Below are 17,263 nucleotides of genomic sequence, written 5' to 3'. Positions count from 1 at the left end.
TACATCGAATGAAAAAAGCGACTTGGAGTTTACTGTCCGTCCTGCTCGTTCTGAGCCTTGCGCTCGCGGCTTGCTCAAGCAACAATTCCGGCTCGAACGCGTCGCCTTCCCAAGGGGCATCCGCTTCCGGTTCGCCGGCGGAAAGCCCGTCCAAGCCGGTGGAAATCCGGGTGTTCGCCGTCCAGGAGCAGGGCATCGACCTGGCGACCAACAAATACACGCAGCACGTCGAGGAGAAGTTCAACATCAAGTTCAAATTCGAGACGATTCCTTCCGACGGAGCCAAGGAGAAGCGCCAAATCTCGCTGGCGAGCGGGGATTACCCGGATGCCTACATTTTGACCCACTATATCGACCAGTTCTCGCAATCCGATCTGCTGAAGTTCGGTCAGCAAGGCGTCATCGTGCCGCTGAACGACTTGATCGACCAGTACGCGCCTAACGTCAAGGCGGCGTTCGAGAGCAACGCCGATTTGAAGCTGCTCAACACCGCGCCGGACGGCAACATTTACGGCCTGGGGGCCTATACGCAATGCTTCCACTGCTCTTATCCGAACAAAATGTGGATCAACACCAAATGGCTCGAAGCGCTGAGTCTGCAAATGCCGACGACGCCGGAGGAATTCAAGAACGTGCTGAAGGCGTTCAAGACGCAGGACCCGAATCAAAACGGCAAAGCCGACGAAGTCGCCCTTAGCGGCTCCACGGAAGAGTTCGGCGTACGCGTGCTGCCGTTCCTGATGAACCCGTTCGTCTACAACGACGACCGCAACTATTTGAACTTCTCGAACGGCAAGGTCGAATCCGCCGCGGTCAAGCCGGAATGGAAGGAAGGGCTGGCTTACGTCAAGTCGCTGTACGACGAAGGGCTGATCGATCCGGGCGCGTTCACGCAGAACGCCGAAGCGTTCAAGAAGATCGGGGAGAACGCGGACGCGGAAATTCTCGGCGCGGGAGCGGGCATGCACCCGGCGATCTTCCTCAACCTGGACGGAGCGCGTGCGGCCGACTACAATCCGGTACCTCCGCTGCAAGGGCCGAACGCCTCGTTCGCAACGCACGACAACGGCGGCGTCTCGCCGGGCGCCAAGTTCGTCATCACGAACAAGGCGAGCGAAGAAGCGAAAATCGCGCTGATCAAGCTGGTCGACTACATGTACACGCCGGAAGGACAGACGAACGGCGCCAACGGCATGAAGGGCATCGATTGGGAAGATCCGGCGCCGGGCGACAAGGCGCTCGGGGAGAACGTGGAGCCTAAAGTCAAGCCGATTCCCGGCAAGCAAGGGGAGCCGCCGCGCAACGCGGGCTGGAGCGGCATGGGCCACTTCTATATGCCGAAAGACTATCGCGACAGTTGGGTTCAAGGCACGGACATCTACGATCCGGCCAACTACGAACGCCGCCTGTACGAGGCGACGCTGAAATACGAAGGCCGCGAGCCTCAGGAGCTGTTCCCGATCTGGTCGCTGTGGGTCGATCCGGCCACCTTGGACGAGTCGAGCATTCTGCAGACGAACATCCGCAACTACATCGAGCAGAACGCGCTGCAATTCGTGACCGGCAACAAGGATTTGGACAAGGATTGGGACAGCTACGTCAAAGGGCTTGAGAACCTGAAGCTGGGCCGTTATCTGGAGATTCTTCAATCGGCGTACGACGCGTCGGCGAAAGCGGGTTCCTAAGAAAATAAAGGGGCCGTTCCAATAAGCAGAGAGGTCGCGGATGACCGGTTATTGTTCAGGCGTCCGATCGTCTGCTTATCGGGGCGGCTTTTCGTATGGAGGACAAGGCATGAACGCATTGGAACGGGCGAGCGCTCACGCGCTTCGCAGAGATAAACCGGCGGCGACGTTCTTCGAAGGAGCGCTGCTGGGCAACGGAGGCATGGGCGCGGTCGTGACGACCCGCCCCGACGCCGTCGTCATTCACTTCGGCCATAACAACGTATGGGACATCCGTATCGCGGAAAACAATCGGGAGCGAATCGGAACGTTCGAGGACTTGTTCGCCCGGTTGAAAGAAATACCGTCCCATTACGAGTCGCTGAGCGACGAGCCGTGGTACAAGGAATATGTCGCCATGGCCGGCGAAAACTACGATTTTCCCTATCCGCGTCCGATGCCTTGCGGCTCGCTGCTGCTCGGGTTCGACCGCAGGACGACGGAGGTGCTCGGACATACGCTGCGGCTCGAGAACGGGCGCTGCGAAATCCGGTTCCTCATCGGCGGACGCGAAGCGACGCTCGACGTATTCGCGGACCAGCGCGCGGATCGGCTGTGGATCGCCTTGCGCGATACGGAATCGGGAGAGCCGGACATTTCTCCTTTTAACCGCATCCGTCTGCTTCCCGATCCGCATACGCCGAAGGAGCTTCCCGCTTGCGAGAGGCTCGTGGACGAAGCGGCCGGACAGATCTCGTTCAGGCAGCAACTGCCTTCGGACATTGAGGGAAGAGGCGGCTCCATCAAGGACAAAGCTTTTCGCTTGTCGGTTCGACTTCCGTCAGGCGCGAATTTCCGGGCAAGCGGAAGCGAGCTGGAGGCGGCGCTCGGGCGGGAGTCGGGCTTCGTCGCTTGCGTTCAGTTGGACGAAGGAGCCGATTCGGCGGTAGCCGGGACGGCGGAGACGATCGCTGCTCCTTCCCCGGACGCTTTCGAAGCGGCGTTCGAGGCCGCGCGGGAAGACTGGGCGAGCTTCTGGTCCCGGTCGGGTGTTGCGCTTGAAGATGAATTTCTGGAACGGGTCTGGTATCGCAACCTGTATTTCTTCCACTGCTCGGTCAAGCCGGAGGCGGCGTGCCCGGGGCTGTTCGCGAATTGGAGCTATGGCCGAATCGGTTCGGAATGGCACGGCGACTACCATATGAACTACAACACGCAGCAGCCGTTCTGGGTCGCGTTCTCCAGCAATCACGTCGACAAGCACCTCGCCTACGTCAGTATGGTCGACCATGTGCTGCCCGTCAGCCGCAGATGGGCCCGCGAGTATTACGGCTTACGCGGGGCTTATTTTCCCCATTCCGCCTATCCGGTGGAAATGACGATGATGCCGTATCCCGTGCCGCACTGGGGCTGGGAAATCTGCGAAACGCCGTGGACGGTCCAGAGCCTGTGGTGGCATTATCTGTACACGATGGACAAGGACTTTTTGGCCGCGCGCGCGTTCGGGCCGATTAAGGACGCCGTACTGTTCATGGTCGACTACATGAAGCGGCCCGATGCCCGGGGACCGGAGTGGGGGGACGACAATTATCATATTTATCCGACCGTCGTTCCCGAGCTGTACGAGCTGACTCCCGGCTTTCGCCGCAACCGCGACTGCATCGTCGATCTGACGCTGACGAAATTTCTGTTCCGCGCGTTCGAGGGAGCTTGCGAGGCGCTCGGGCTGGAGAAGGAAGAAGCGGAGCTTCTGGGCGAGGTTCGGGAGATTGCCGGCCGTTATCCCGAATACCCGACCGCCGAATCGGAGCGGGGGACCGTGTTCGTCTCCGTGCCGGGAGAGGACCCCGAAGTCGTGTACAACGTGCCCAACGGAATCGCGACCGTGTTTCCCGGGGAAGACCACGGCTTGCATTCGCCGCCGGAGCAGTACCGGATCGCCGTCAACTCCTATCTTAACCATCGCAACGAGGGCGGGAACGAGCTGGTGTTTCTGAATTTGGCCGGAGCCCGCCTGGGCCGGCTCGACCTGGAGCGGTTCAAGCGGCAGATCGAATACTGCATGCTGCCGAACGGAACGTGCACCGACATGCTGCTGGAAGCGGGCGGCCGGTATTCGGATACGACGCCGTTCGATTACATGGCGCCGATGGGCGTATGGTTCGAGAACTTCGCGCTGCCCGCGGTCGTCAACGAATGTCTGATGCAGAGCTACAACGGCATCGTTCGCCTGTTCCCGAACTGGCCGGTGGACAAGCGCGCGGAATTCCGCACGCTGCGTGCGGTCGGCGGCTTTCTCGTCAGCTCGGTATGGGAGGGCGGGCAGGTGAGGGAGATGGAGATCGTCAGCGAAGCGGGCTCGAAGCTGGAAGTGTACAATCCTTGGAACGGAGCCGCGGCATTGTGCATGCGGGATGGCTGCGCCCCGTTTGAACTGGAGGGCGACGTTCTGCGAACGGAAACGAAAGCGGGAGAGAAGCTTCGTCTCGTACCGGCAGCGAACGCGGAACCGGGAGAGGAGCGGACAGGGACATGACCGGCCCGCGGGAATTGCTTCTGCGAAGCGGGCTCCCGAATGTGCGAGACAAGGCGCGCCGAGGCGAGCCGATCGCCGCGGCCTTCCTCGGGGGTTCGATAACCGAGGGGGCCGGCGCTTCGGACGCCGAAGCGACGAGCTGGCGGGCTCGGACGGCCGAATACTTGGCGGAGCGATTCGGAGAAGGGACGAAGAGCGTTAACGCTGGCGTCGGAGGGACGACGTCGGCGTTCGGGGCGCATCGGCTGGCGCTCCATGCGTTCGGAGAAGATGAGATCGATCTGCTGTTCGTCGAGTTCGCGGTCAACGACTGGGATTACGGAGCGAATGTCCGGGAGGCGGCGCTTCGCGGCATGGAGGGCATCGTACGCCAATGCCGCCGTCTGATGCCGCGCGCGGACATCGTATTCGTCTACGCCGCCTCGGATCGGAATATCTCTGAGGAGCTGCCGCTCACGATCGCCGCTCACGAGGAGGTCGCATCTCGATACGGCATTCCGTCGGTCAATCTGGCCTTCCGGGTTCGCACGCTGGCGGAAGCGGGAGCGATCCGCTGGGAGGAGCTGGCGCCGGACCGGATTCATCCGAACGACCAAGGGTACGCGCTCTATGCGTCGACGGTGCGGGAATGCCTGAATTTCGCTCTGTCCGCCGGCGAAGAGGCCGACGATGCGGCCGAGGGCGAAGAACCGACCGGGCTGCTGCCAGAGCCTCTCGTCCACGGTCACTACGGGGAGGCGAAGCTGCTGGATATCGGCATCGCCGAATCGGCCGACGGGTTCGCCACCTCGGACCGGGAGCCGGGAGCGTTGATGAACTGGCGCTATCCGATCCGCCATCTTCATGCCGACCGGGAGGATGCATCCCTGACGTTCCGGACGATCGGCAGGGGGGCCGGAGTCGTGCTGCTGTGCGGCCCGGATACAGGCATCTTCGAATATTCGGTCAACGGTGGCGAATTCAGGGAAGCGAATCCGTTCGACGACTGGTGCACGGTCGCTTACCGCCCCGTCATTCTGCTGTTTCCGGCGGAGAGGGAGCGGGGGGAGCTGCGCGTCGAGCTGAGGAATACGGCGAACAAAGACGGGAGAAGCGCCGGAACCGGCTTGCGTGTGCTCGGATTTCTAAGCCATTAAGCCGGAACGGGGCGCGCTCGCCATTCGGGCCAACGTCTCGTCCGGGCGGGAGGTAGATGTTGAACGAGATGCGCCCGATCGATCGGAAGATCCGCGGAGGCGGAAGAGATCGCGGGAGTGGCCGGCGGGGTTCCGCTCGATCGTCTTTAGGAGACGGACTATCGCTTGTAGGTTCGGCGTGCAAACGTATACAGATGTCGCGTTTTTGGATACACATGGGCGGTGCGATCTGATACCCTGATCTTGTCTTATCCGAATCCAGATGGATGGAGGGCCAACCATGGACAGATTGCGTATCGGCATGATCGGCACGGGAGGAATCGCGGAATGGCACGGACGGCAGCTGTTGGAGCTGCCGGAGGCGGAGATTGTTGCGATCGCGGACACGAGCGAGCGGAGCAGGGACAGGTTTGTCGGAAAATTCGAGTTGCGCGAAGCGGCGCAGTTCGAGGATTATCGCGAGATGCTGGAGAAGATCGAACTGGACGCCGTCGTCATCTGCTCGCCGCATACGCTGCACTATGAGCAGGCGACGGATGCGCTGAACAAAGGATTGCACACGCTGATCGAGAAGCCGATGACCTGCAGCTCCGCCGAAGCGGAGCAATTGATCGAGACGGCGAAGCGGTCGGGGAAAATTTTGCAGGTGTCGTATCAGCGGCATTTTCAACCGGAGTTTCTATATATTAAAGAGGCGATCGCGCGGGGCGAGATCGGCAAGCTGACGTCGGTGACGGCTTCGCTGTACCAGGAGTGGAGGCAGGGAACCCCCGGCAGTTGGAGGCAGGACCCGGCGCTGTCGGGCGGCGGCTTCCTGATGGATTCGGGCAGCCATATTATCGACGTGATGCTGTGGACGACCGGGCTGACGCCGATCGAGGTCAAGACGCAGCTGCACAAGCAGGGCTCCCCGGTCGAGATCGACACGTTTACCTCGATTCGTTTCGCGGAAGGCGCGGTAGGCGGGCTGAATCTGGTCGGCTATGCGCCGTGCTGGCATGAGACGTACGCCTTCTGCGGCGACGAGGGCGGCATTTTCTACGACAACGGCCGCATTACGCTGCGCCGTCTGCGCCAGGAACCGATTGTTCCCGAGCTTCCCGAGCAGACGACGAACCAGGACAAGAGCTTCGTCGACGCGATCCTCGGAAGGCGAGAAGTGGCGGTTAGCGGCGAATTCGCCTACCGGGTCGTGAAGTTTTCGGAGATGGTGTACGAAGCGGCGGGTTATTCCCCAATCGAAGACGCGCGCGCGGAAGGAGGAGTTCGGGCATGAAGCTTCCTATCGGAATGAGAATCCCTCCCCGAATCGGGAAGGAGGGCATCGAAGCGGTTGCCGCTTGGGCGGCTGAAGCCGGACTCGACGCGCTTGACGTGCCTGAGCTGACGACGGACGTCAAGTCGGCATGCGACAAGGCCGGCCTCGCAATCGGTTCGGTGGACGCCCACGGTGTCGCGCAATTGCTGAGCCGGGACGAAGCGAGACGGGCGGACGCCATCGTGTCGGTGAAGAAACAGATGGACGGAATGGCGGCTCTCGGGGGCAAGGTCATGTTCATGTGTCTCGTGCCCGAGGACGCGACACTGCCTCGTGCCGACGGATTCGCGATCTGGCGGGAGACGTTCCCGGAGGTGGTCGCCCATGCCGAGCGTACGGGCGTCTACATCGCAATCGAGGGTTGGCCGGGACCGGCTCCGCATTATCCGACGCTCGGCTGTACGCCGGAGATGTGGCGGGCGATGTTCGAGGCGATTCCGTCGAAGCACTTCGGCTTGAATTACGATCCGTCCCATCTCGTTCGTCTGGGCATCGACTATTTGCGGGCACTGTCTGAATTCGGGGAACGGATCAACCACTGCCACGGCAAAGATACGGAAATTTTGCACGACGAGCTGTACGAATGCGGAACGCTCACCGCGACGTTCGGAGCGAAGTACGGCTTCTCGGAAGGCTCTTGGCGCTATACGATTCCCGGACACGGAGAAGTCGACTGGGGCAAGGTCGCCGTCCGTCTCGACCGGCTGGGCTACGAGGGCGCGATCGGCATCGAGCTGGAGGATCACCGCTACTGGGGAACGATCGAAGCCGAGCGCCAAGGAATCGTGAAGTCGGCGGAGCATCTGGCTCAATACTTTAGATAGATCAACGAAGGGGCTGTCCCATAAGTAAGGGCGTACAAGATTATCAATGAACAAAAGGATGGGCATCTATCTCCCGGAGACTGCCTCATACGATCCTGAAATCACCTCTTAACGGGTTTACCGTTCCCATTTCAGGATCGTATAGCAGCGGAGGGAGATAGGTGCCCATTACCCTGCATCCATCGATAATCGTTCGGTACGACTCTTTTACTTACGGGGCAACCCCTTCTCTATTCCGAATAAGCGACCCGGAAGCCGGAGTTGCCTGTGGAGCTGTCCGGCGTATTGGAGCTTCTGGCGGCGACGCGGTACCGGTTGCAGTAGGAGCGGTGGCACAAGTACGAGCCTCCGCGCATCGAACGTTTGCCGGTAGGCTGGTCGAACCGTGGATTGACGTTCGGAGTCGCCCGGTGGTAGGCCGGAGTGAACCAGTCCGCGCACCATTCCCACACATTGCCCGCCATGTTGTACAGCCCGTAACCGTTGGGCTTGTACGCATCGACGGGAGCCGTCCCCTCGTAGCCGTCGCTTGCGTTGTTTTTGACCGGGAATTTGCCCTGCCAGATGTTGCAGCGGTGTTCCCCGTCCGGCTTGAGCAGATCGCCCCACGGATACGTCTTCCGCTCGAGGCCGCCTCTGGCCGCATACTCCCACTCCGCTTCGGTCGGCAGGCGCTGGCCGGACCAGCTGCAGTAAGCTTCCGCATCGTGCCAGGATACGTGAACGACCGGGTGATCCATGCGGTCCCGAATGTCCGAGTCCTGTCCCTCCGGCTTCGCCCAATAGGCTCCGTTCACGATGTACCACCAGGGCGTCGCCTGCGGCACGCTGACGACCTCCCGCTTCGTTTCTTCCGATACGAACAGATGGAAGACGTACGACCAGCCGAATCGCTCGGCTTCCGTAACGTAACCGGTCTCTTCCACGAACCGTCCGAATTGCGCGTTCGTAACGGCATGCGGCGAGATATAGAAGGGATCGACGCGCACGAGGCGCTCCGGTCCCTCGCCGTCCGACGCGAATCCATCCCGGGAATCGGTTCCCATGACGAATTCGCCGCCGGACAGCTTCACCAGTCCTTCGATCGGACTGCTGGAGCATTGCTTCGCGGACGGCGGCGCGGAAGGGGATGGCTCGGAATGCGTCCCTGCTAGGCCATCGTTCCGGCTCGCCGCGCAGCAGGCTTTTACCACGGGGTGTTCCAAAGGTTTTGCTCCTCTCGTGCGATCCAGGGCGTGTATGCAAACCCGCTCAGGGGCATCTATCACCCCCTGCTGCGTCGCTTTTGCTTGACGTACCCCCGGTACGCCTTCACAAAAGTTCCTTGCATGGAACGAAAATTCGGGCCATATCTGCTGTCCTCGGAGGTTGCATACACGCCCTAGCGCGAATGCCGCCGCCGCTTATCCGTATACCGCGATACCGACGAGCCCGGACAGCAAGACGACGGAAAAGGGATGCTTGTGCAAATAGATCAGGGCGAACAAGGACCCGGAGAAAATCGCGATCTGGCTCCACGTCTGCCAGCCGAAGTCCATCGTGATGCCGGAATTTTGCGCGAATACGATCGCCGCATAGACGATCATACCCGCGACGGTCGGGCGAAGTCCGAAGAAGGACGACTTGACCAGTTGGTTGTCGCGATAGCGCATAATGAGCTTGCCCGCAGCCAAAATTAAAGCGAGCGAGGGGAGGATCATCGCCGTCGAAGCGACGACCGCTCCAATCGGACCGGCTTGATGGTAGCCGACGGCCACCGCGATATTGGTCGCGATCGGGCCCGGCGACATGCCGGCGACGGCGACGATGTCCGCGAGCTGGACCGCGTCCATCCACTGGTGACGGTTCAGCACTTCCTCCTGAATAAGCGGGATCATCGCATAGCCGCCCCCGAAGGACACAAGCCCGACCATAAAAAAAGTAAGAAACAGATCGATAAGCATAACCATTCCCCATTGTCGTCGAGTTTAGATCATGTAGTCGTAGACGGGTTCTTTTTCCTCCAGCTTCGTTTTTCTGCCGAGCAGAGCTCTGATCTTCACGACGGCGATGCCCGCCAGCGCGCCGAACACGATGACCCAGACGGGGTGGACGAAGCTTCCGCCGAAGAGCAGCAGGCAGACGGCAACCGCCGCGAGCGCGCCCGTGGCGAAATCGACGACGGCGGTTTTGCCGATCTTGATGGCGGCATAGACGATCATGGCGACGACGGTCGCGCGTATGGAAAGGAAGGCGGCTTCGATCTTCGGGTTGTCCTTCATCTGAACATACACCAAAGACAGGCCGATCATCAAGACGAACGTAGGGAGGAAAATGCCGAGCAGCGCCGACAGCGCCCCGCCGAGGCCGGCGATTCGATAGCCGATCAGCGTGGCCGAATTGACCGCGACCGCTCCCGGAACGGAACCGGACACCGCGACGATGTCGGCGACTTCTTCGCTTTGCAGCCACTTGCGTTTCTCCACGATTTCTTTTTCGATCACCGGGATGAGAGCATACCCCCCGCCGAACGTTAACGGTCCCATTCTCAGAAAGGTCGCAAACAGCGAGCCGATCAACTTCCAGTTGGCTTTCACATGCGTTTCCTCCTCTCTGTGATTTCTAGTATACCATCTTTATTTCATTTTGGAATTAAGTTTTATTTAAAATGGACTATTAGTTCTTTTGATGAGCGGTATAGATTTAACTTAATTTCATTTTGGATTTTTGTGCAAAGAGAGATCCGGTTATCTAGTAGTCCCGGAGCCGGAAATCGGCTATAATGTTTAGTAGATTTCCAATGTGGTTACTTGGATAAGTGAGGAATACCGATGAGTCTGCAACGAAACAACGGCATGCCGTCGTCAAAACGCCTGATCTACTCTTATATCGCGGAGCATGGCACGGTGTCCAAGGCGGAATTGCTGGATCGTTCTTCGATGACCAGCAGCACCTTGACCCGCATGTTGGAAGAGATGGTATCCGAGAAACTGATTCTGGCTTCGGGGTTCGGACCATCGAGCGGGGGCAGGCGGCCGATTCTGTACGAGACGAATCCGGAGTACGGCTATTTCTTCGGGCTGGAGATTTCCCGGTTCTCCTCGACGCTCGGCTTCTATGACGTGCGCATGAACCCGATGTCGCTCACGCGCTGGCGCATGGACGAAGCGATGACGCCCGAACGCGTCGTCGAGCATGCCGCCGCCAATATGAAAACCATTCTTAACGACCATAAAGTCGATCCCGGCAAAGTCGTCGGAATAGGCATAGGCGCTGTAGGTCCGCTCGACAGGGAACGTGGCGTCATCATGAAGCCGCGGTATTTCTCGTCGCCGGGCTGGGTGGACGTGCCGATCTGCCGAATGATCGAGGAGAAGACCGGATTCCCGGCAGAGCTGGAAAACGGCGCCAACGCGGCGCTCATGGGCGAGCAGCGGGCGATGCGAGGTTCCAAGCCGCAGCATATGCTGTACGTGCATGCCGGGGTCGGATTGCGTTCCGCGATGATGTCCTACGGCCAGATCATACACGGATCGCTGGATATGGAAGGCGCGATCGGCCAGATGATCATTCAGACGGACGGACCGAGGCTGAACGAGGACGGCAACTTCGGCGCGCTCGAAGCGTACGCGTCCGTGCAGGCGCTGGAGCGGTTGGCGCAGTCCCGGGCGAAAATCAGCGGCGGAGGATGGCCGGAGCGGCTGCAGGCGTCCCCGGAACGGATCCGCTACGAGCTTCTATTGCAGGAGCTTCGGCAGAACAATCCGCACGTCGAGGAGCTGTTCAGGCAGGCCGCTTCCTACTTGGGCATCGGGCTGGCCAACATGATCAACATGCTGCATCCGGAGACGATCGTGCTCGGGGGGACGCTGATCAACTCGTACGACCGATTTTACGAGACCGCGATAGGCATTGCGCGCAAGAACGTATACTATTATCCGGAATACGAGCCGGTGTTCACCAAGGGCGAGCTTCGGGAGGACGCCGTCGCGACCGGAGCCGCTCTGATGGTGTGGAAGAAGATGCCGATCTGATCGGTCCAATCGGGCTGCGGGCTGGCGTGAATTTGTAGTCCGATGGCCTGTTTTCGCTATTTTTTAAAGTTGAACTCCAGTGACGTTGTGGTAACATGTGGAGGAACGGAAGCGCTTCATCATCTTCATTTTCCTCCGAAAGGGATGTTCCAATCATGCCGTTAATCGACATGCCGCTTGAGCAGTTGAAGCAGTATCAGGGAGTCAATCCGCGTCCGGCCGATTTCGATGCGTACTGGGAGAGGGCGCTTGCGGAGATGCGGGCGGTGGACCCTCAGGTCGAGCTTGTGCCGAGCGCCTTCCAGACGCCGTCCGCCGAATGCTTCGATCTTTATTTCACCGGCGTCCGCGGCGCGCGCATCCATGCGAAATACGTTCGTCCGCGCAACATCGCCGAGCCGCATCCAGCGGTCGTGTTGTTCCACGGGTATACCGGCAACGCCGGGGACTGGTCGGACAAGCTGGCGTATGCTTCGCTCGGGTTTTCCGTGTTGGCGATGGACTGCCGCGGTCAAGGCGGCTCTTCGGAAGACGCCGGCGGGGTAAAAGGGACGACGCATCACGGGCATATTATTCGCGGGCTCGACGATCATGAGGATAACTTGCTGTTCCGGCATATTTTCCTCGACACGGCGCAGCTTGCGGGTATCGCAATCGGCTTGCCGGAAGTCGATCCCGAGCGCGTGTACGCGGCCGGCGGCTCGCAGGGCGGCGCGCTGACGATCGCTTGCGCGGCGCTGGAGCCGAGAGTGAAGAAGCTGGCTCCGGTATTCCCGTTTCTGTGCGATTACAAGCGGACCTGGGAGATGGACTTGGCGAAGGACGCGTATCAGGAGCTGCGGACTTTCTTCCGTCACTTCGATCCGCTGCACGAGCGCGAGGACGAGATTTTCACGAGGTTGGGTTATATCGACTTGCAGTATTTGGCGAATCGGATTCGCGGAGAGGTGCTCATGTTCGTCGGACTGATGGACACGATCTGCCCGCCGTCCACGCAATTCGCGGCCTACAACAAAATGACCGCGCCCAAGCGGCTCGTGATCTATCCGGACTTCGGCCACGAGCATCTGCCGGGTTCGACGGACAAGACGATTCAGTTTTTCCTGGCCGGTCGGCAAGCTTAAGCTTGCACGCCGACGGCAGCGCAAAGAAGGGCATGTCGCGTTCCCTCGCAGCTTCGAGCTGCTGGGGAGAACGACATGCCCTTGTGTTATTGCGCGGGAGCTTCGACCGTCAGACGGACGGATTCGCCTTCGGCCGAGCTCGGTCCGATCCAGACGGTGAAGTCGCCGGACTCGACGGTTGCGTTCATGTCGGCGTCAATGATCGCAAGCGACTCCTCGCCGAGAACAAACGTTACGACTTCCGACTCGCCTGCCTTCAGCCGGATCTTGCGGAAGCCGACCAGCTTCTTCAGCGGCTGCGTGACGCTGGCCGCTTCGTCCCGGACGTAGCATTGGACGACTTCTTCGCCTTCGCGGTCTCCGGTATTCGTCACCTGGGCAGACAGCTCGAACGCCTCTCCGAGCGCGACCCGCGGTTTCGCGCAGAGGATTTCCCCGTAACGGAACGAAGTGTAGCTCAGTCCGAAGCCGAACGGGTACAGCGGATCGGTAGAAGAGTCGAGATAATACGACGTATACACGCCGCCGGGAGGGCGTCCCGTTTTCTTGCGGTAATAATAGATCGGCACCTGCCCGACGTTCAGCGGGAACGTAGCGGTCAGCCGTCCTCCCGGATTATAGTCGCCGAACAGCACGTCGGCGATGCCGTGGCCGCTCTGCACGCCGAGATGCCAGGCTTGCACGATGGCGTCCGCGTACTCTTGAAGCCACGGGATCGCCAGCGGGCGTCCGGTCAGCAGCACGGCGACGATCGGCTTGCCGAGCTTGGAGACGGCTTCGACGAGCCGTCTCTGTCCGCCCGGCAAGTCGAGGTTCGTCCGGCAGCGGGCTTCGCCGCTCATCTCGAACGTCTCGCCCAGCGCCAGCACGACAACGTCCGCTTTACCCGCCGCCTCCAGCGCCTCGGCCAAGTCGCTCTCCCCGGAAGCCGAATCGCTGTCCACCTCGCAGCCCTTCGCATACGACACGACGGCTTCCTGATCCGCCGCCTGCCGGACGCCTTCCAGCACGGACACGACGTCGTCCGGCCTGCCGTCGAACGCCCAGCAGCCGAGCGGGTCCTTGCGGCTGTCCGCGAGCGGCCCGATGACGGCGATCGCCCGCGCGCTCTTGCTCAGCGGCAGGACGCCGCCTTCGTTGCGCAGCAGGACGATCGATTCGCGTGCCGCCTGCCTGGCGAGGGCGATATGCTCCGCAGGCAGGCGCTCATCCGTCGCATAGTCGCTCGGCGCGACGAACGGGCGCTCCAGCAGTCCAAGCTTCAGCTTGACGGCCAGTATTCGCAGCACCGCTTCATCCACGAGGCTCTCCGGTACCTTGCCTTCGCGCACGAGTCTCGGCAGGTGGCGAATGTAGATTCCCGACGCCATATCGACGTCGGTGCCGGCGCGAAGAGCGAGCAGACAGGCTTCTTCCTCGTCAGCCGCGACGCCGTGCGTGATCAGCTCCTGCAAAGCGTTGTAGTCGCTGGCAACCACGCCCTCGAAGCCCCATTCCTCGCGCAAAATCGTCGTCAGCAAATACCGGTTCGCGCAGGCCGGAACGCCGTTCACCTCGTTAAACGACGCCATGATCGTCAGCGCTCCGGCTTCGACCGCCTGCCGGAACGGAGGCAGGATGACTTCGCGCAGCACGCGGTCCGACAAGTCGACGGTGTTGTAGTCGCGTCCGGCTTCGGCCAGGCCGTATCCGGCGTAATGCTTCGGACAGCTTGCGACCGCCGTGTCCGCCCCGACGCCATCACCGCTACCATCGCCGCCATCGCCATCGTCGTTGCCTTTGCCGTCTCCGTCGATCTGCGAGCCGCGAACCCAAGCTTCCGCGTAGGCGGAAGCCAAATACGGGTCTTCGCCGATGCTCTCGGCGATTCTGCCCCAGCGGGGATCGCGGCTGACGTCGATCATCGGCGCGAACACCCAGGCGACGCCGTCGGCCAGCGCTTCCCGCGAAGCCGCCGCCGCGGTCGCTCCGGCGAGCGCCGGATTCCAGGCGGAAGCCTGAGCGAGCGGGATCGGGAACACTGTCCGGTAGCCGTGAATGACGTCGCGGCCGATCAGCAGCGGCACGCCTTCGCCGTCTTCGCCGAGGGCGAGCTTCTGCAGCCGGTTCGCTTCCTCGGCTCCGGCCAGGTTAAACACCGATCCGACGTGACCCTGCGCGATCTGCTCGGAGATGACGTCCCGCTGGGACAGGCCGGTATCGGGATTGATCGGGTTAAAGCCCCAGTCGTACTGGGTCATCTGGCCGGCTTTCTGTTCGAGGGACAGCCGGGCCAACAGTTGTTGCGCCTTCGTGCGAATGTCGGGCGTTATCCAAGCTTTCTTCACGATCGTACCGGCTCCTCTCAAGGGTTATCGAACAGCAGAGTCTGAATGGCGTGAGCCGGAATCGACGTCTCCGCCAGCTCGTCGTTATTGCGCAGCGTGAACGGAACGGCTTCGTCGGTCCGGTTCAGCACGACGACGGCGATCGTGCCGTCGGTATTGCGGAAGGCGGTCGTCTCCAGCTTGTCGGTATATTTCGTGCTGCCGATCCGTACGGCTCCCGGGCGGATGTATTTGCTGAAATGCCCGATGTAGTAGTAGGAGCTCTGGTACGTCAGCGAGTCGGACTGGGTGTCGGCGATGATCGGGGCGTCGCAATAGTTGCCCACATGGTTCGGGCCGCCCTGCTCGTCGAGCACGATGTTCCAGTCCGTCCAGGCGGACATCCAGTTGTTCAGATTGCCGATGATGTCGTGCGCGTAGCGTTCGCCGCTTTTCCAGGAGCCGATCTGCACGCCGCCTTCGTGGCAGCCTTCGGTGAAGACGAGCTGCTTGTCCGGAAACCGGTCGTGCACGGCGGACAGCGACTCGAAGTGATCGCCCGAATACCAGTGGAAGCCCGCGCCCCAGATGTATTTCGAAGCTTCCGGATCTTCGAAGGCGACTTTGGCCCGGTCGTAGAGGCGCTCCTTGTTATGATCCCAGATCATCAGCTTGACGCGGGACAGGCCGGCCGCTTCGAGCGTCGGTCCGAGATGGTTTTTGACGAAGTCCCGTTCCTCTTCGCCCGTATAGATGCACGAGTCCCAGCGCTGAACCGCTTTCGGCTCGTTCTGCACCGTCAGTCCCCATACCGGCAAGCCTTCCGCTTCGTAGGCCTCGATGAATTTCGCGTAATAGAGCGCCCAAGCGTCGCGGTATTCCGGCTTCAGCTTGCCTCCGTTGTTCATTTCCCCGGTCGTCTTCATCCATTTCGGCGGACTCCAGGGGGAGGCGTACAGCAGGAAGCCGTCTCCGGCCGTATTCGCGGCTTGCTTGATGTACGGGATCAGCGTTTCCTTGTCGCGGCTGATATCGAAGTTGGCCAGCGTCGGATCTTCCTCTTCGACGTAAGCGTAGTTGCCGAGGGAGAAGTCGCAGCTGTTGATGTGCGTGCGGCAGATCGTATAGCCGATGCCGTCTTTCGCGTCATAATAGGATCGGATGATTTCGTCGCGATTGCTCTCGCCAAGCTTGGCCGCGGTCACGGCGGAAGCTTCCGTAATGGCGCCGCCGAAGCCGACGATCTCCTGGTAAGTCAAGTCTTCGTAAATATTGATTAACGGCATTTCGACGCCATGCTCGTCCGGACGGAAGGTCAGCGAGGCTTTCTCCGTCAGCCGGTCTTCGGATTGCTGGTGGGTTTGAATGACTCTGATCTTTCTTTGGCTCATGATCATTAACCTCCATAAGTGTATTCGTACTTTATTATAGGAGGAAGAAGCTCGGCATTTGTAGAAACAATATGATTGTAAACCTATACGATATGGTCGTTCTAGACGATCCGAACCGAGGCGGGAGAACATGGCGATCAGCGCGATTAGCGTTCAGTTATGCGGTCATTCCAGACATCAGGAGCCTTTTAAGCAGGAATACCGGAATGGTCTTGATACCTATATCATCCGATTGCAGCTCGAAGGGACTTGCCAGGCGCTCGTCGACGGGAAGATGACCGATCTGATGCCCGGAGATTTGCTGTTGTTCCAGCCGGGAGATCTGTACGAGCTGAGAATCGGAACGTCCGACGGAAAAATGAAGCCCAGCGGAGACTACTTTATTATGTGCACGGGGGAAGGCATGGACGAGTGGTGGGCGGAAAAAAGGCGGCCAAAGCTGCGCAAAATCGCCGAGGACGAGCGCATCAAGGCGACGTGGCATCAGCTGTTTCTGGAAAAAAGGAGGTTGGACGGCGGACACCCCGACTTGATCTCCCTGATCGTCCGCACGCTTCTGCTGCTCCTGGACCGCGCGCTGGAGGAGGCTCCGACGGCGCAGTCCGCCGCGGCTTTTCACGCGATCCGGATGCGGAACTTCATCGAGGAGAACGCGCCGAGACCGCTGAGACTGGAGGAGATCGCCGGCCATGCCGGGCTGAGCGTATCGCGCGCCGTTCATCTGTTCAAGGAGCATTTCGGCATGTCCGCGATGCAGTACGTTCAGCAGCTTCGGCTGGCGCATGCGGTCGACCTGCTGGAGCACAGCGTTCTGTCGCTGGAGCAGATCGCCTACGAGACCGGACTGAGCAGCTATACCTACTTTCACCGGGTGTTCCGCGCGGCGTACGGAATTTCTCCCGGCGCCTATCGCAAACGGCAGTCCAAAGGCGGCTGAGACGACTCGGCGGT

General features: G+C 60.5%; 13 protein-coding genes. 8 read left to right on the top strand and 5 right to left on the bottom strand.

Annotation, left to right across the window (positions count from 1 at the left end):
* Positions 1-8: 8 nt before the first annotated feature.
* The 5 genes from B0G52_RS11310 (at position 9) to B0G52_RS11290 (ending at position 7,478) form a co-directional block, all read left to right on the top strand.
* Positions 9-1,685 (top strand): extracellular solute-binding protein, encoded by a 1,677-nt coding sequence (locus tag B0G52_RS11310; protein WP_094044226.1) that lies wholly within the window; start codon positions 9-11, stop codon positions 1,683-1,685.
* 109 nt (positions 1,686-1,794) lie between these two features.
* A complete protein-coding gene (locus B0G52_RS11305) occupies positions 1,795-4,200 on the top strand; it encodes a glycosyl hydrolase family 95 catalytic domain-containing protein (RefSeq protein ID WP_158223664.1) in 2,406 nt (801 codons plus the stop codon).
* On the top strand, positions 4,197-5,336 hold the full coding sequence (locus B0G52_RS11300) for an SGNH/GDSL hydrolase family protein (RefSeq protein ID WP_094044222.1): 1,140 nt from the start codon (positions 4,197-4,199) through the stop codon (positions 5,334-5,336). Before B0G52_RS11305 ends, B0G52_RS11300 begins: the two co-directional genes overlap by 4 nt.
* A 280-nt stretch (positions 5,337-5,616) precedes the next feature.
* A complete protein-coding gene (locus B0G52_RS11295; RefSeq protein WP_094044220.1) occupies positions 5,617-6,612 on the top strand; it encodes a Gfo/Idh/MocA family protein in 996 nt (331 codons plus the stop codon).
* Positions 6,609-7,478 carry a sugar phosphate isomerase/epimerase family protein gene (locus B0G52_RS11290; protein ID WP_094044218.1) on the top strand — a complete coding sequence of 290 codons (870 nt, stop codon included), beginning with the start codon at positions 6,609-6,611 and terminating at the stop codon, positions 7,476-7,478. The genes B0G52_RS11295 and B0G52_RS11290 overlap by 4 nt, the downstream gene beginning before the upstream one ends.
* Positions 7,479-7,708: 230 nt before the next feature.
* Here the strand turns inward: B0G52_RS11290 and B0G52_RS11285 are convergent, their stop codons facing one another.
* From B0G52_RS11285 to B0G52_RS11275, 3 genes are all read right to left on the bottom strand, one after another.
* On the bottom strand, positions 7,709-8,710 hold the full coding sequence (locus B0G52_RS11285) for a formylglycine-generating enzyme family protein (protein ID WP_094044539.1): 1,002 nt from the start codon (positions 8,708-8,710) through the stop codon (positions 7,709-7,711).
* A gap of 171 nt (positions 8,711-8,881) precedes the next feature.
* Positions 8,882-9,421 carry a chromate transporter gene (locus B0G52_RS11280; RefSeq protein WP_094044216.1) on the bottom strand — a complete coding sequence of 180 codons (540 nt, stop codon included), beginning with the start codon at positions 9,419-9,421 and terminating at the stop codon, positions 8,882-8,884.
* Positions 9,422-9,445: 24 nt separating this feature from the next.
* Positions 9,446-10,054: a chromate transporter gene (locus tag B0G52_RS11275; RefSeq protein ID WP_094044214.1), complete on the bottom strand. Its 609-nt coding sequence runs from the start codon at positions 10,052-10,054 to the stop codon at positions 9,446-9,448.
* Between the two features lie 234 nt (positions 10,055-10,288).
* Between B0G52_RS11275 and B0G52_RS11270 the strand changes: the two genes are divergently transcribed.
* Positions 10,289-11,491, top strand: a complete 1,203-nt coding sequence (locus tag B0G52_RS11270; RefSeq protein WP_094044212.1) for an ROK family transcriptional regulator — start codon at positions 10,289-10,291, stop codon at positions 11,489-11,491.
* 155 nt (positions 11,492-11,646) lie between these two features.
* On the top strand, positions 11,647-12,615 hold the full coding sequence (locus B0G52_RS11265) for an alpha/beta fold hydrolase (protein WP_094044210.1): 969 nt from the start codon (positions 11,647-11,649) through the stop codon (positions 12,613-12,615).
* Between the two features lie 86 nt (positions 12,616-12,701).
* On the opposite strand, the gene bglX is transcribed toward B0G52_RS11265, so the two are convergent.
* Both bglX and B0G52_RS11255 read right to left on the bottom strand, forming a co-directional pair.
* Positions 12,702-14,942 (bottom strand): beta-glucosidase BglX, encoded by a 2,241-nt coding sequence (gene bglX / locus B0G52_RS11260; protein ID WP_198960630.1) that lies wholly within the window; start codon positions 14,940-14,942, stop codon positions 12,702-12,704.
* 17 nt (positions 14,943-14,959) lie between these two features.
* Complete coding sequence (locus B0G52_RS11255; protein ID WP_094044208.1) at positions 14,960-16,312, bottom strand: glycoside hydrolase family 30 protein; 1,353 nt, start codon at positions 16,310-16,312, stop codon at positions 14,960-14,962.
* Between the two features lie 130 nt (positions 16,313-16,442).
* Between B0G52_RS11255 and B0G52_RS11250 the strand changes: the two genes are divergently transcribed.
* Entirely contained in the window at positions 16,443-17,249 is an 807-nt protein-coding gene (locus tag B0G52_RS11250) for an AraC family transcriptional regulator (RefSeq protein ID WP_094044206.1), read from the top strand.
* The last annotated feature ends 14 nt before the right edge of the window (positions 17,250-17,263 follow it).

It is taken from the genome of Cohnella sp. SGD-V74 (assembly GCF_003001675.1).
GTDB lineage: Bacteria > Bacillota > Bacilli > Paenibacillales > Paenibacillaceae > Cohnella.
Note: the sequence above shows the minus strand (reverse complement) of the source record. Positions and strands in the feature narration are given on the sequence as shown.

Coding starts and splice junctions, on each gene's coding strand:
- B0G52_RS11310 (WP_094044226.1), top strand. CDS start 9: ATGAAAAAAGCGACTTGGAGTTTACTGTCCGTCCTGCTCGTTCTGAGC.
- B0G52_RS11305 (WP_158223664.1), top strand. CDS start 1,795: ATGAACGCATTGGAACGGGCGAGCGCTCACGCGCTTCGCAGAGATAAA.
- B0G52_RS11300 (WP_094044222.1), top strand. CDS start 4,197: ATGACCGGCCCGCGGGAATTGCTTCTGCGAAGCGGGCTCCCGAATGTG.
- B0G52_RS11295 (WP_094044220.1), top strand. CDS start 5,617: ATGGACAGATTGCGTATCGGCATGATCGGCACGGGAGGAATCGCGGAA.
- B0G52_RS11290 (WP_094044218.1), top strand. CDS start 6,609: ATGAAGCTTCCTATCGGAATGAGAATCCCTCCCCGAATCGGGAAGGAG.
- B0G52_RS11280 (WP_094044216.1), bottom strand. CDS start 9,421: ATGCTTATCGATCTGTTTCTTACTTTTTTTATGGTCGGGCTTGTGTCC.
- B0G52_RS11270 (WP_094044212.1), top strand. CDS start 10,289: ATGAGTCTGCAACGAAACAACGGCATGCCGTCGTCAAAACGCCTGATC.
- B0G52_RS11265 (WP_094044210.1), top strand. CDS start 11,647: ATGCCGTTAATCGACATGCCGCTTGAGCAGTTGAAGCAGTATCAGGGA.
- B0G52_RS11255 (WP_094044208.1), bottom strand. CDS start 16,312: ATGAGCCAAAGAAAGATCAGAGTCATTCAAACCCACCAGCAATCCGAA.
- B0G52_RS11250 (WP_094044206.1), top strand. CDS start 16,443: ATGGCGATCAGCGCGATTAGCGTTCAGTTATGCGGTCATTCCAGACAT.